At 67.4% G+C, this 14,193-nt stretch carries 14 protein-coding genes; 8 read left to right on the top strand and 6 right to left on the bottom strand.

Annotated features, from left to right (window positions below):
• Positions 1–83: 83 nt before the first annotated feature.
• The 8 genes from crcB to F3H57_RS13720 all read left to right on the top strand — a co-directional run bounded on the left by crcB (position 84) and on the right by F3H57_RS13720 (position 7,693).
• Complete coding sequence (gene crcB, locus F3H57_RS13755) at positions 84–458, top strand: fluoride efflux transporter CrcB (RefSeq protein ID WP_149756492.1); 375 nt, start codon at positions 84–86, stop codon at positions 456–458.
• Entirely contained in the window at positions 455–1,498 is a 1,044-nt protein-coding gene (locus F3H57_RS13750; protein ID WP_149756491.1) for an RluA family pseudouridine synthase, read from the top strand. The genes crcB and F3H57_RS13750 overlap by 4 nt, the downstream gene beginning before the upstream one ends.
• The gene (locus F3H57_RS13745; protein ID WP_149756490.1) at positions 1,495–2,172 is read left to right on the top strand and encodes an HAD-IA family hydrolase; all 678 of its coding nucleotides are present in this window, start codon (positions 1,495–1,497) and stop codon (positions 2,170–2,172) included. Before F3H57_RS13750 ends, F3H57_RS13745 begins: the two co-directional genes overlap by 4 nt.
• Positions 2,173–2,298: 126 nt before the next feature.
• Positions 2,299–3,012 carry an ATP12 family chaperone protein gene (locus F3H57_RS13740; RefSeq protein ID WP_149756489.1) on the top strand — a complete coding sequence of 238 codons (714 nt, stop codon included), beginning with the start codon at positions 2,299–2,301 and terminating at the stop codon, positions 3,010–3,012.
• A gap of 199 nt (positions 3,013–3,211) precedes the next feature.
• Positions 3,212–4,228, top strand: coding sequence for an amino acid ABC transporter substrate-binding protein (locus F3H57_RS13735; protein ID WP_149756488.1), 1,017 nt, complete (start codon positions 3,212–3,214; stop codon positions 4,226–4,228).
• 155 nt (positions 4,229–4,383) lie between these two features.
• Entirely contained in the window at positions 4,384–5,598 is a 1,215-nt protein-coding gene (locus tag F3H57_RS13730; protein ID WP_149756487.1) for an amino acid ABC transporter permease, read from the top strand.
• 1 nt (position 5,599) lies between these two features.
• Positions 5,600–6,892 carry an amino acid ABC transporter permease gene (locus F3H57_RS13725; RefSeq protein WP_149756486.1) on the top strand — a complete coding sequence of 431 codons (1,293 nt, stop codon included), beginning with the start codon at positions 5,600–5,602 and terminating at the stop codon, positions 6,890–6,892.
• Between the two features lie 12 nt (positions 6,893–6,904).
• Positions 6,905–7,693: an amino acid ABC transporter ATP-binding protein gene (locus F3H57_RS13720; protein ID WP_149756485.1), complete on the top strand. Its 789-nt coding sequence runs from the start codon at positions 6,905–6,907 to the stop codon at positions 7,691–7,693.
• A 21-nt stretch (positions 7,694–7,714) separates the two neighbouring features.
• On the opposite strand, the gene F3H57_RS13715 is transcribed toward F3H57_RS13720, so the two are convergent.
• The 6 genes from F3H57_RS13715 to F3H57_RS13695 all read right to left on the bottom strand — a co-directional run bounded on the left by F3H57_RS13715 (position 7,715) and on the right by F3H57_RS13695 (position 13,966).
• Positions 7,715–9,250 carry an ATP-dependent DNA helicase gene (locus tag F3H57_RS13715; RefSeq protein ID WP_149756484.1) on the bottom strand — a complete coding sequence of 512 codons (1,536 nt, stop codon included), beginning with the start codon at positions 9,248–9,250 and terminating at the stop codon, positions 7,715–7,717.
• A gap of 49 nt (positions 9,251–9,299) precedes the next feature.
• Positions 9,300–9,935, bottom strand: coding sequence for an acyl-homoserine-lactone synthase (locus F3H57_RS13710; protein ID WP_149756483.1), 636 nt, complete (start codon positions 9,933–9,935; stop codon positions 9,300–9,302).
• 130 nt (positions 9,936–10,065) lie between these two features.
• The gene (locus F3H57_RS13705; protein ID WP_223163080.1) at positions 10,066–10,746 is read right to left on the bottom strand and encodes a helix-turn-helix transcriptional regulator; all 681 of its coding nucleotides are present in this window, start codon (positions 10,744–10,746) and stop codon (positions 10,066–10,068) included.
• Positions 10,733–10,939: a hypothetical protein gene (locus tag F3H57_RS22555; protein WP_223163079.1), complete on the bottom strand. Its 207-nt coding sequence runs from the start codon at positions 10,937–10,939 to the stop codon at positions 10,733–10,735. The genes F3H57_RS13705 and F3H57_RS22555 overlap by 14 nt, the downstream gene beginning before the upstream one ends.
• A 213-nt stretch (positions 10,940–11,152) precedes the next feature.
• Complete coding sequence (ccrA, locus tag F3H57_RS13700; RefSeq protein WP_149756481.1) at positions 11,153–12,439, bottom strand: crotonyl-CoA carboxylase/reductase; 1,287 nt, start codon at positions 12,437–12,439, stop codon at positions 11,153–11,155.
• 135 nt (positions 12,440–12,574) lie between these two features.
• Positions 12,575–13,966, bottom strand: coding sequence for a 1-acyl-sn-glycerol-3-phosphate acyltransferase (locus F3H57_RS13695; protein ID WP_149756584.1), 1,392 nt, complete (start codon positions 13,964–13,966; stop codon positions 12,575–12,577).
• Between the last annotated feature and the right edge of the window lie 227 nt (positions 13,967–14,193).

Genomic DNA, 14,193 nt, shown 5'->3' with positions numbered 1-14,193 from the left:
AGGAGTCTTGCACCCGCGGCGGGGCGTCTGGCAAGGGCGCCCGCGCTTGACTCTCGCGCAGCGCGGGCCGACATGCGCATGCCATGAGCTTCACCCTTCTCCAGGTCGCCGCGGGCGGCGCCATGGGCGCCGTGGCGCGCTATCTCACCGGCGCCGCGGCGATGCGCGCGCTGGGGCCCGGCTTTCCCTGGGGCACGGTTATCGTCAACGTTGCCGGCTCCTTCGCCATGGGCGTTCTGGTGGTGGCGCTGGGGCATTTCGGCGCCAACCGCGCCGCGCCGCTGCTGATGACCGGGCTGCTCGGCGGGTTCACCACGTTCTCGGCCTTCTCTCTCGACGCGGTGACGCTTTACGAACGCGGCGCGGCCGGGGCGGCCGCCGCCTACGTCGCAGGCTCCGTGGCCCTTTCGCTCGCGGCGCTGGCCGCGGGCCTTCTTTGTGCGCGGAGCTTGACATGAGCGGCGTTCAGACCGTGACCGTGGGGCCGGGCGAGGGCGACCAGCGGCTCGACCGCTGGCTCAAGCGATTGTTCCCGCACCTCGCGCAGGGCCGGATCGAGAAGATGTGCCGCAAGGGCGAGCTGCGGGTCGACGGCGGCCGGGTGAAGGGCTCTCACCGTCTCGAGACCGGAATGCAGGTGCGCATCCCGCCGATCCCCGAGCCGGGCGAGGTCGCCTCGCGCCCCAAGCCGACCGTGACCGACAGGGACGCGGAGATGATCCGCGCCGCGGTGCTGTTCCGCGACGAGCACATCATCGCGCTCAACAAGCCGCCCGGCCTGCCGACGCAGGGCGGATCGAAGCAGACGCGCCATGTCGACGGGATGTCCGAGGCGCTGATGTTCGGGTTGGACGAACGGCCGCGGCTTGTCCACCGGCTCGACAAGGACACGTCGGGGGTGCTGCTGCTGGCGCGGACGCGGGCGGTGGCCAAGGATCTGGCAGAGGCGTTCCGGGCACGCGAGACGCGCAAGATCTACTGGGCGGCGGTCGCAGGCGTGCCGCAGCCGAACATGGGCACGATCCGCTACGGCCTCGTGAAGGCGCCGGGCCACGGCAAGGGCGGCGAGGGCGAGAAGATGCTGTGCCTGCATCCCGACGAGGTGCCGCGCACCGAGGGCGCGAAGAACGCGACGACCGATTACGCGGTGCTCACAAGCCTCGCCAAGCGCGCGGCCTGGGTGGCGATGGTGCCGGTGACGGGCCGCACCCACCAGCTGCGCGCGCACATGGCCGAGCTTGGCCATCCGATCGTGGGCGACGGCAAGTACGGCGGTTCGGGGCAGGAGAACCTCGGCGACGGCTGGGGCGCGCAGCTGGGAGGCGAGATCAGCCGCAAACTGCACCTGCATGCGCGGACGCTGTCGATCACCCATCCGGTCACCGGCGCGCGGATCACCGTGACCGCGCCGCTGCCGGACCACATGGCGCGGACTTGGGAGACAGTGGGCTGGGCGCCCGGCGACGTGCCAACCGATCCGTTCGAGGACGTAGAATGAGCGAGCTGCGCCTCATCGTCTTCGACGTGGACGGCACTCTGGTCGACAGCCAGGGCGACATTCTGGCGGCGATGGGGCAGGCATTCGGCGCCGCCGGCCGCCCGGTGCCGACGCGGTCGGAGGTCCTCGGCATCGTCGGGCTGTCGCTGCCGGACGCCTTCGCCGCGCTGGTGCCCGAGGCGGCGCCGGCGGAACGGTCCGCGATGGTGGAGGCCTACAAGGATGCCTATGTCGACCTGCGCCGCGCGGGCGGGGTTGCGCAGTCCTCGCCGCTTTATCCCGGCGTGCGGGCGATGCTGGAGAGGCTTCATGCCGAACCCTGGACGCTTCTGGGCGTGGCGACGGGCAAGTCGCGGCGCGGGCTCGACAAGCTGCTGGACGGGCACGGCCTGCGCGAGCTGTTCGTGACGCTGCAATGCGCGGACGATCATCCGTCGAAGCCGCATCCGGCGATGCTGCAGGCGGCCCTGTCCGAGACAGGTGTCGCGGCGGGCCGGGCGGCGATGGTCGGCGACACCTCCTTCGACATGGAGATGGCGCGGGCCTCGGGCCTCCGTGCCATCGGAGTGAGTTGGGGGTATCACGCGGCGGCGCGGCTGGGGGCTGCCGATGTCGTGATCGACGAGATCGGCGCGCTGCCGGAAGCGCTTGGCGCCGTCTGGGCGGCGGCGTGACCGGGGGCGCGTTCGGCCCGGCGGAGGCGCCAGGCGGTGCCGGAGGAGCCTCCGGCGGGGATATTTTCGGGCAGATGAAACCAGGGGGCGGGCGCGGATGGCGCCGGGCCCGCGGGAGAGGCTGACATGAGCGAGTGGGCAGCGAAACGGTTCTGGACGGCTGCGGAGGCGGTGGCGCAGGGCGCCGGGCATTCGGTGGAGCTGGACGGGCGTGCGGTGAAGACGCCGTCCAAGGCGCCGCTGGTGGTGCCGAGCCGGGCCATGGCCGAGGCGGTGGCCGCCGAATGGCGGGCGCAGGGCGAGCGGATCGACCCGATGTCGATGCCGGTCACGCGCGGCGCGAACGCCGCGATCGACCGGGTGCGCGTGCAGCACGCCGAGGTGGCGGACATGCTGGCCGATTACGGCGACAGCGATCTTCTTTGCTACCGCGCGGAGGCGCCGGCGGAGCTCGTGTCGCGGCAGGCGGCGGCGTGGGATCCGCTGCTCGACTGGGCTGGCGATACGTTCGGTGCGCGGCTGTCGCCACGGACCGGGATCATGCACGAAGCGCAGGATCCCGAGGCGCTGGCGCGGCTGCGCCGGGAAGTCCACGCCCTGGACGCCTTCGATCTGACGGCGTTTCACGATCTCGTGTCGCTCAGCGGGTCGCTGGTGATCGGGCTGGCGGCGGAGCGCGGCGCGCACGATCCCGAGGCGCTCTGGGCCGCGTCCCGCATCGACGAGACCTGGCAGGAAGAGCTTTGGGGCGCCGACGAGGAGGCCGCGGATGTCGCGGCGAAGAAGCGCGGGGCGTTCCTCGATGCGGTGAGATTCCTGGCGCTGGCGCGCGCCGAATAGCCCTGCGCGGACCTGCCCGCCGTTGCGGCAGATGCGGAAAACGCAGGCAGAACCGGGGCGCTTTGCCTTGACGCCTTCGAAGGAATGCGCCCACACTCGGGCGCACTGGGAGGGGGCCTTCGACTTTCGGACCGGCCCCCGTTTCGGGACGCGCGAACCGCCACACCAAAGGGCGGCGCATAAACAGGAAGAGGTTCTTATGAAAACATCTGTCATCCTCGGCACGATGACCCTGGCCGCGATGGCCGCTGGCGCCGCCGGGGCGCAGACGCTGTCCGATGTGCAGGACCGGGGCACGCTCAATTGCGGCGTGACCACGGGACTCGTCGGCTTTGCCGCGCCGGACGCCAACGGGGACTGGTCGGGCTTCGACGTCGCGGTGTGCCGCGCTGTCGCCGCGGCGGTCCTCGAGGATCCGCAATCCGTCGAATTCGTGCCCACGACCGGCAAGACCCGTTTCACCGCGCTCTCTTCGGGGGAGATCGACATGCTGGCGCGGAACACCACCTGGACCTTCACCCGCGACGTCGACCTCAAGTTCGAGTTCGCCGGCATCAACTACTACGACGGCCAGGGCTTCATGATCCCAAAGGAGCTGGGCGTCAGCTCCGCCCGGGAGCTCAGCGGCGCGACGGTCTGCATCCAGACCGGCACCACCACCGAGCTCAACCTCGCGGACTACTTCCGCAAGAACAACATGGACTACGAGCCGGTCCCGATCGAGACCAACGCCGAGGCGCAGCAGCAGTACATTGCCGGCGCCTGTGACGTCTACACCACCGACGCCTCCGGCCTCGCCGCGACGCGCGCCGCCTTCGAGACGCCGGGCGATCACGTCATCCTGCCCGAGATCATCTCCAAGGAGCCGCTCGGCCCGCTCGTGCGCCACGGCGACAACGAATGGGGCGACGTGGTGCGCTGGACCCTGAACGCGCTGATCGCGGCCGAAGAGCTTGGCATCACCTCGGCCAATATCGACGAGATGAAGGCCGGAACCGAGAGCCCGGAGATCAACCGCATCCTCGGCACCGAGGGCAATCTCGGCGAGATGCTCGGCCTCGACGCCGACTGGGCGTACCGGGCAATCAAGGCCAACGGCAATTACGGCGAGATCTTCGCCAAGAACATCGGCGAGTCGACCCCGATCGGCCTGGCCCGCGGTCTGAACGCGCAATGGACCGATGGCGGCCTGATGTACGCGCCGCCGTTCCGCTAAGACACTTGGAAGAGGCGCGGGGGCACTTCCCCGCGCCTCTTTTTCTCCGTCGCCGGATGCGGCGGGTCTGGTGACAAGAACGCGCCTTCGATGCGTCAGGACGGGATCAACCCGCCGGCGCGACACCAGCAGGCGCCACCACAGGGATCACATCGATGACGACACTCAGCGACCCGCAAGGGGAGTCGTTCCGGCTATCCATGCTGTTGAACGACACGCGCTATCGTTCGTACACTTTCCAGTTCATCGCACTTGTCTGTGTCGCAGCGCTCTTCGCCTATCTGGGGTCGAACCTGATGGCGAACCTGCGGGCGGCGGGGCTGAGCATCAGCTACGATTTCCTTGGCGATCCGTCCGGTTACGACATCAACCAGACGATGATCGCCTATACCAGCCAGTCGAGCCATCTGCGCGCCTCCATCGTGGGGCTCCTGAACACGCTCCTGGTGTCGATCCTCGCCTGTATCACGGCGACGATCATCGGCGTCGTGGCGGGTGTGCTGCGGCTGTCGAACAACTGGCTCGTCTCCAAGCTCATGGCCGGTTACGTGGAAATGTTCCGCAATGTGCCGGTGCTGATCTGGATCATCATCATCTTCACGATCATGACCGCCGTCGCCCCGAGCCCAAGCGCGTTCCGGGGCGACGATCCCGACGCCTCCATGGTCTTCGGCATGATCGCCTTCACCAACCGGGGCGTCTACGTGCCCGCACCGGTATTCGAGCCGCTGGGCTGGGTCGTGCTGGGCGTGTTTCTCGCCTCCATCGTGGCGTCGATCCTCTATCGCCGCCATGCCAGAAAGAAGCTCTTTGACGAAGGCGTGCTGCTGCCAACGACCTGGCCGACGCTGGCCATCGTCTTTGTGCCCGCGATCCTGGTGTTCTTCGTGCTGGGCCGGCCGATCACGCTCGATATCCCCGAGCTGGGGGGCTTCAACTTCTCGGGCGGCGTCACGCTTCTGGGCTCTCTCATCGCGCTGTGGTTCGCGCTGGCGATCTATACCGGCGCCTTCATCGCCGAAAACGTGCGCGCCGGCATCCTGTCGGTGAGCCGCGGCCAGACCGAGGCGGCCGCCGCGCTGGGTTTGAGGCCGCGGCGGATCATGAACCTGGTGGTGCTGCCGCAGGCGTTGCGGGTGATCGTTCCGCCGCTGATCTCGCATTACCTCAACATCACCAAGAACTCCTCTCTCGCCATCGCGGTGGGGTATATGGACCTCACCGGCACGCTGGGTGGCATCACGCTCAACCAGACGGGCCGGGCAATCGAGACGATCCTCTTGCTGATGCTGTTCTATCTCGCGATCAGCCTGACGATCTCGGGCCTGATGAACGTCTACAACAACGCCGTGCGGCTGAAGGAGCGGTGACATGAGCGACGTTCACGCACAATCCGTCGGCTGGGTCCGCGATACGCTTATCGACCAACAGCCGCCCCCTGTAACCGAGGCTGGCGCGGTGAAGTGGGTCCGGTCGAATCTCTTTTCCACGATCCCCAACGCGATCCTGACGCTTGCCGCGCTTTGGGTGCTGTGGAGGCTGCTGTCGGGCGTGGCGCCATGGATCCTCAACGGGATCTGGGACGCGCCGTCGCTGTCGGCCTGCCGGGAGATCCTGGACGGGGCCACCGGTGGCTGCTTCGCGGTGCTGGCGGAGCGCTGGAACCAGCTTCTGTTCGGTTTCCAGTACCCGTCGGAGCTCTACTGGCGACCGATGAGCGCGTTCCTGCTGCTGTTCGTCGCCATCGCACCGGTGCTGTTCTACAAGACCTTCCCGCGGCAGATGCTGATCTTCACGGCGATCTACCCGTTCCTCGCCTACTGGCTGATCTGGGGCGGCTCGCTGCTGACGCCGGTCTGCGCGGGGTTGGGATTCGTGATCGGCTACCTCGTCTATGCGCGGCTGGTGACGCAAAGCTTCGCCATGGGCTTCTTCGGAGGCATCGCCGCGGCCCTGGTGTTCTGGTGGATTACCGGGGCGCTCAACTTCACCGGCATCCTGATGATGGAGCGGGTGGAGAGCCGCAATCTCGGCGGCTTCATGCTGAACCTGATCCTCGGTACGGTCTGCGTGTCGTTGTCGATCCCGTTCGGCATCGCGCTGGCGCTGGGGCGACAATCGGACATGCCGATCATCAAGTGGATCTGCGTGGTCTTCATCGAGTTCATCCGGGGCGTGCCGCTGATCACGCTGCTGTTCGTGGCGAACGTGGTGCTGGCCTATTTCCTGCCGCCGGGGTCGAATTTCGATCTGATCCTGCGGGTGATCATCATGATCACCATGTTCGCCTCGGCCTATATCGCGGAGGTCATCCGCGGCGGCCTAGCGGCGCTGCCCAAGGGCCAGTACGAGGCGGCCGACAGTCTCGGGCTCGACTACGCGCAGGCGATGCGGCTGATCATCCTGCCGCAGGCGCTGAAGATCTCCATTCCGGGCATCGTCAACGTGGCGGTGGGCCTCTTCAAGGACACCACGCTGGTGTCGGTGATCTCGATGTTCGACCTCGTGGGCATGATAAGGGGGCCGATCCTCGCCTCGACCGAATGGAACGGCGTCTACTGGGAGCTTCTGGGCTTTGCCGCGCTTCTGTTCTTCGTCACCTGCTACGGCATTTCGCAATATTCCCAGTGGCTCGAGCGCCAGCTCAACACGGACCGCCGGTAAGGAGTTCAAGACATGGCTGACACCGCAGTCGAAACGCCGAGCCCGGCGAAACTCGAGGTCTCCGACGAGGTCGCGATCCAGATCACCAACATGAACAAGTGGTACGGCACGTTCCACGTTCTGCGCGACATCGACCTGACGGTGCATCGCGGCGAGCGGATCGTCATCGCCGGGCCGTCGGGGTCGGGCAAGTCCACGCTGATCCGCTGCATCAATGCGCTGGAGGAACACCAGCGCGGGCGGATCGAGGTCGACGGAACGGTGCTGTCCTCGGACATCAAGAACATCGACACGATCCGGTCCGAGGTCGGGATGGTGTTCCAGCACTTCAACCTGTTCCCGCACCTGACGATCCTGGAGAACTGCACGCTGGCGCCGATCTGGGTCCGCAAGATCCCCAAGCACGAGGCCGAGAAGACGGCGATGCACTTCCTCGAGAAGGTGAAGATCCCCGAACAGGCCGACAAGTATCCCGGCCAGCTCTCGGGCGGTCAGCAGCAGCGCGTCGCCATCGCCCGGTCGCTGTGCATGCGCCCGCGCATCATGCTCTTCGACGAGCCGACCTCGGCGCTCGATCCCGAGATGATCAAGGAGGTGCTCGACACCATGGTCGAGCTCGCCGAGGAAGGCATGACGATGATCTGCGTCACGCACGAGATGGGCTTTGCCCGGCAGGTGGCGAACCGGGTGATCTTCATGGACCAAGGCCAGATCGTCGAACAGAACGAGCCGGAAGAGTTCTTCAACAACCCCAAGAACCCGCGCACGCAGCTGTTCCTGAGCCAGATCCTCGGCCACTGAAACCCGGGCGGCGGGCGTGGCTCAGGCTTCGCCCTCTGCCTCCATCTCCAGCGCGAGCGGCGCCGTCTTCGATGGCAGATCCTCCACCGACAGCGGGGCGGAGGGTTTCGACAGCCGGTTGCGCACCACCCAGTGAAGCCGCGAGGACGCCCGCGTGATCGCCACATAGGCGAGCCGCTTCCACAGCGGCTGGCCGGCTTCCACCCGCCCCATCCGCGCCGCGGCGTAAAGGTCGGGGGCGAAGACCTGCACGTTCTCCCATTGCGAGCCCTGCGCCTTGTGGATCGTCACCGCCGCGCCGTGCAGGAAGGTCGCGCCCATGCGCGCGGCGAAGGGAATGAAGGGCTCTTCCTCGTCCGGTTTCTCGATCTTCACGATGGAGGCCGCGGACATCCGCGGATCCTCTGCCCCGACGACGTGCAGACGGGAAAAGCCCGGCCGCTTGCCGGGGCCGAGGTAGATCACCTGGGCGCCCTTGATGAGCCCGCGCGCTTCAAGGTCCAGCCGCTTCTTGCGGTGCTTCACCGGCAACTCGATCCCGTCGCAGATCAGCGGCTCGCCGGCCAGAAGTTCGGTTTCGGGCGCTTCGTGGACGGCGCGGAAGGCGTTTATCAGCCGGATGCGCGTGACGTTGCGCCAGACCAGCACCGGCGAGCGGGCCATCAGGTCGACCTCGACCCGGCTCGCCCAGACGACGCGGTCGTCGTGGCGGGCCTTGTCCTCCACCATCCGCTCGAAATCCTCGAAGGACAGCTGCGGGTCCGACAGCGCATGCGCCAGATCGAGGATCGGGTTGTCGGCCTCCTGCCGGTGGATGCGGCTCAGCTCCAGCTTCTGATCGTCGGCAAACTCGTCGAAGATCATCTTTCCCGACTGGTTCACCGGGGCGAGCTGCGCGGGATCGCCGAACAGGACGAGGTTGGGAAAGATCTCCTGCAGATCCTCGAACTGGCGGTCGTCAAGCATCGAGGCCTCATCGACGAAGCCGACGTCGAGCGGCTCTTCCCGCCGCTTCCAGCCGGTGATGAAGTCCGACCCGCGCAGGCCCGCGGCCGCCAGCGCCGCCGGCACCGACTTGTGCGACTGGTAGGAGGCGAAGGCGCGGTCGAGCGCGTCCTCGGTCAGGTCCTCGATCTCGGGCTTCTCGACGTTGCCCATCAGCCATTCGGCGATGCGTTCGTATTCGGGGTCGTAGACCGGCGTATAGATGATGCGGTGGATCGTCGTCGCCGGCACGCCGCGGTTGCGCAGCACGCTCGCCGCCTTGTTGGTCGGCGCCAGCACCGCGACGGTGCGTTTCTCGCGCCGCCGCCGGCTTTCGAAATCGCCGGACACAAGCTCCACCCCCGCCGCGTCCAGCGCCTTGCAGAGCTCGGCCAGCAGCAGCGTCTTGCCCGACCCGGCCTTGCCCATGAGCGCGAGGCGCTTGGGCGCCGCGCCCTTCGCCGGCAGGGCGGTGCCGGCCTTCAGGTCGATGCCGGCATTGCGCAGCATCTCGGCCACGCGGTCGTAGGCCTCGGCCTGATCGTCGGAAAAGGTAAGCTGGGGCAGGGTCATGGCGCCGACCCTATCCCTCGTGCAGAGGCGGCGCCAGAGAGCGCGGCGATCAGGCCGCCGCGACGCAGCTTTGCGGGGCGGTGCCGAAGGCGGTCTCGAACCAGCGGCGCGAGGTTTCGGGCGCGATGCCCGCGCTCGCCGCGACGCGCGCCTGCGCCTCGACGGTGAAGTCCCACAGGCCGACGGAGACCTGGGCGCGGCCGCTGCCGGAGGTTCCCAGAACCTCCGGCGAGGCGCCGATGCGGCGATAGATCCGCACCATGCGCGCGTCGAAGACTCCGACGAAATGCTCGACGCCGAAGCCGCGCATGACCTCGCCGCCTGCCAGCATCAACCCGGCCGCTACGCCAGGATGCGCCCCTTCGGAGAGGCAGAAGCGCGTGCATTCCCAGATCAGCGGGCTTTCGATGCGCACGCCGTCCGTCAGGTGCAGGAAATGGTCGATGACCATCGTCCGCCCGGTCGTCGGCAGGAGCCGCATGGACCCGCCATGCCCGCCCTTCGGCGTCTCCCAGATGACATAGAGCGGGTTCAGCGCGTCGTACTGGTCGATCTCCAGCCCCTCCGCCGTCAGCGGCAGGTCCCAGCCGAGGCGGCCGACGAACTGCGCGGCGCGGTCGCGGAACATCGCGTCGCGCAGGGCAGGGCGGGTGTGAAGGTCCTGGCCGTAAATGTAACGGATCATGCTGCGCTCCCTTCCGAATGTGATGGAGGCAGCGTGTGGGGGGCGGGTTAATCCCGCCCGAGCGGGGCGTGGGTGGTCGACGACGGAGCGTGAACACACCTTAGCGAAGCGTTAACCGCAGCGTGCGGCGTCAGACGACAATGATCCCGCGCTGCAACGCCTTCGCGACAGCGTGGGTCGTGTTCATCGCCCCCAGCTTGTGGCGGGCGCTTTCGATATAGACGCGCAGCGTATGCTCCGAGATCGACAGCGCGTCGGCCACCTGCGCACGGTTGTAGCCGACCGCGAGGAAGGTGAGCGCGTCGACCTCGCGCGGGGACAGGGGCGTCGCGTCGCGGGGCTTGCGCCCGGGCTGCAATTGCAGCGCCTTGTCGTTGAAGAAATGCGCCAAGAGGATCAGGTCGCGCCGGCTTTCGGTCGTGAACATCTCCCAGTGATTGTCGTCGCAGCTATGGTTGATCGTGAAGAGCGCGAATTGCCCGTTCGGCCCCCGGATCGGGATGGAGAACCCCTGGTTGCCGACCCCGTGCGCCACCGCGTCGGCAAGGAAGGCCCGTGCGGCCCGGCTCGACCAGTCGAGCTGTTTCCAGTTCACCGGGTGGAACCGCTGGTAGCAGCCCTGCACCACCGGATCGACGCGCAGGTACCCCTTTTCGACGTACCGCGCGACCCAGGAGGCGGGATAGGTGCCGCAGCCGTATTGATCGCCGCTGCCGCTGACCCAGTGGTAGACGACGTGGCTGATACCCAGATCGGTGCAGAGCCTTTCGGAAAAGGCTTGCAGGTCGTCGTGCGCGTCAGCCGACTCCAAACCGTTCAGAATCCTCTCGATCGACGCGACCGACGAAATGTACCCCACCGCACGGGTCCCCTGTACGCGACGCGATTTCGGCGTGGGCGACGAACTTGGCATCTTCCAGTTGCGACGCGAGCGCATGAAGGCCGTTCTGGCGCGAGAAGGTGCCCAGGTCCGAAAGCACGTTAATGATCCAGTCGTGTTTCATGATGTCACCTCCAAATGGTTAACGGCTCCTTAACAACAATCTTAGCGGAGCCGGGTCACCGCCGGTATTCACGAAAGTTCCCTCCCCATTTCCTGCGAGGGTCAGCGCGGCCAAGCCCTTCGAAGCGTTGCGCGCACGAAGGCAGGCACCGAAACGCGACGGGCCCGCGGCAGCGCCGCGGGCCCGTCCGGCATCGTGTCGCTGCGAGCGCGTTTACGTCTTCGCCTCGAGCGCGTCCTCGAGTGTGCGCAGGCCGGTCTTGGGCGACTGGACCAGCACCGACATGTTTCCCGGCTTGTGTTCGTTGCGCATCATCTTCATGTGCGCGTGCGGGATCTCGTTCCACGGAAACACCTCGGACATGCATGGATCGAGCCGGCGTTCCACCATCAGCTGGTTCGCCGCCGCCGCCTGCTTGAGGTGGGCGAAGTGCGACCCTTGCAGGCGCTTCTGGTGCATCCACATGTAGCGCACGTCGAAGGTGGTGTTGTAGCCGGTCGTGCCGGCGCAGATCACCACCATGCCGCCCTTCTTCACCACCAGGGTGGAGACCGGGAAGGTCGCCTCGCCGGGATGTTCGAACACCATGTCGACGTTCACGCCCTTGCCGGTGATCTCCCAGATCGCCTTGCCGAACTTGCGCGCTTCCTTGAGCCACTCGTTGTATTCCGGCGTGTTAACCGTCGGAAGCTGCCCCCAGCACTTGAAATCGCGCCGGTTGATGACGCCCTTGGCGCCCAGCGACATGACGAAATCGCGCTTGTCCTCGTCCGAGATCACGCCGATGGCGTTCGCCCCCGCCGTGTTCGCAAGCTGGATCGCGTAGGAGCCGAGCCCGCCTGAGGCGCCCCAGACCAGCACGTTCTGGCCGGGCTTGAGCTCGTGCGGATGGTGTCCGAACAGCATCCGGTAGGCGGTGGCGAGCGTCAGCGTGTAGCAGGCCGCCTCTTCCCAGGTCAGGTGCTTGGGCCGCGGCATGAGCTGCTGCGCCTGCACGTTGGTGAACTGCGCGAAGGAGCCGTCCGGCGTCTCGTAGCCCCAGATCCGCTGCGAGGGCGACAGCATCGGGTCGCCGCCGTTGCATTCCTCGTCGTCGCCGTCGTCCTGGTTGCAGTGGATGACGACCTCGTCGCCGACCTTCCAGCGCTTCACCTTGTCGCCGACCGCCCAGACGATCCCGCTCGCGTCCGATCCGGCGATGTGGAATTCCGCCCCGTGCACGTCGAACGGCGAGATCGGCACGCCCTTGCCGGCCCAGACGCCGTTGTAGTTCACGCCCGCGGCCATCACCAGCACCAGCACCTCGTAGCTGTCGAGCCTGGGGACATCGACGACTTCCTGCTGGAAGCTCTTGTCGGGGTCGCCGTGCCGTTCGCGCCGGATGCACCAGCAGTACATCTGCTTCGGCACGTAGCCCATCGGGGGCATCTCGCCGATCTCGTAGAGGTCCTTTTCGGGCGCATCGTACTGGGCGATGTCGGTTTGCGTATCCAGAGCCATCGCGGCCTCCTTCCTGAACGTGCCGTCGGGGCCCCGACCGTGCATCTTGCCGCGCCGCAGAATCGTCACCCCGTTTTCACGGAGATACCGCCCATCGCGCAATAATTCAACACCAAGGAGGTAGGGTTTGAAACTTTATGACCGAGCAGTTGCAGAAACTTGCGTATCCGCCTCGGGCTCCGGCATCAGGTGGCGGATCGAATTGGCGTAGAAGGCGGCGAGGTCACGGCCCTCCCCGGTGATCCGGTAACCCTCGGGCGTGTCCGCGGCGATGCCGCGCTTCAGAAGCGTCCGCAGCCCGACCTCCACGGCATAGTCACGGTCGCCGCGCGGCAGGTGCATCTGCCCCCGGTTCAGTCCCTGCGCCGCGTCGGAGAAGGCGTCTTGCAGCGCGGGACGCCGCATCGGCCCGCCGTGAAGCAGCACATGCGCAACCAATGGGACGGGCAGAACCGGCGTGACCGCGCCGATCCGGTCGATCAGCGTTTGCGCCAGCTCCTCCGGCGCCTGGGCCAGCTCTGGCGCCGCGCGCAGCGACACCGGATCGCCGAAGCTGACAGCGGCATAGCCGAAGCGCCGGTAGCGCCCCGTCAGCCAAAGCCACACCTGCCTGAGGGCGAAGCCCGCGACGACCCCGATCCGCGCCTCGAAGCGGCGCCCGCCCGCGCGCCCCGCGGCGACGAGGATGCGATCCTCGAGCACGCGGTCGTAGTTCAGCGCCACCGGCACGAAGACCACGTCGTGCGCCGAGAGGTCGGCGCCCTCGGTGATGTACTTGGTCAGCCCGACCTTCGGAGCGGCCAGCGCCCCGTCGAGGCTGAGTCCGCCCTCGGGAAAGATCGCCTGCGTGACGCCCCCGGCCGTCGACAACTGCACGTAGCGCTGCAGCACCCGCCGATAGAGCGTGTTGCGCGATTTCCGGCGGATGAAATACGCCCCCATCGCGCGGATCAGCCGCGACAGCGGCCAGACCTGCGCCCATTCGCCGACCGCGTAGCTCAGCGCAGAGCGGTCCGCGGCAAGATAGGTGACCAGCACGTAATCCATGTTGGAGCGGTGGTTCATGACGAAGACCACCGTGGCGTTCCGGTCGATGGCCGACAGTGCCTCGGTGTCGTGCCGCACCATCCGCACGCGGTACAGCGCGTTCGACAGCGCCCGCGCCGCCCGGATCGCGACGCCGAAATAGGCCGCGGCGGAAAAGGACGGAACGATCTCGCGCGCGTAGCGCCGGGCCTCCTCGAAGGCCACGTCCTCGCGCACGCCGGTCTCGCGCGCATGGTCGACGATGGCGCGCGTCACCTCCGGATCGTAGCACAGCCGCTGGATCAGGTCGTAGCGCCGGGCAAGCTTGAACGGCTGGATCGGCCGCTCAAGTCGCGTATTGAGCCGCGCCACCGCCCGTTCCAGCCGCCGGCGCAGGAACCAGCGCACCGACGGAAACAGGAAATGCGAGGCGAAGGTCACCGCGGCGAAAGCCAGGATCAGGACGAAAAGCCAGACGGGAAGCGTCACGGTAGCGGTCATCGCGGCAAAGTCGCAGCCCGCCGCGGCGCTGGCAAGCCGCATGCCTGCGCCACGTCGACGCTTGGCCGCCGGACCCGGGCCCCGGCCCGGCGCGTCCTGCTTCTTTGGGCCTGAAATACTCCCGGGGAGCGCGAGGGGCAGGCGCCCCTCGCTCCGGCCCGTGCCGCCGGGTTCGGCGGTCGGGCCACGGCTCCGGTTTCGCCGCAGCGCGGCGAATTGACATTGCC

The sequence above is a fragment of the Roseivivax sediminis genome, from assembly GCF_900112685.1.
In the GTDB taxonomy this organism is placed as follows: Bacteria; Pseudomonadota; Alphaproteobacteria; order Rhodobacterales; family Rhodobacteraceae; genus Roseivivax; species Roseivivax sediminis.
This window is presented reverse-complemented; position numbering and strand designations above follow the sequence as displayed.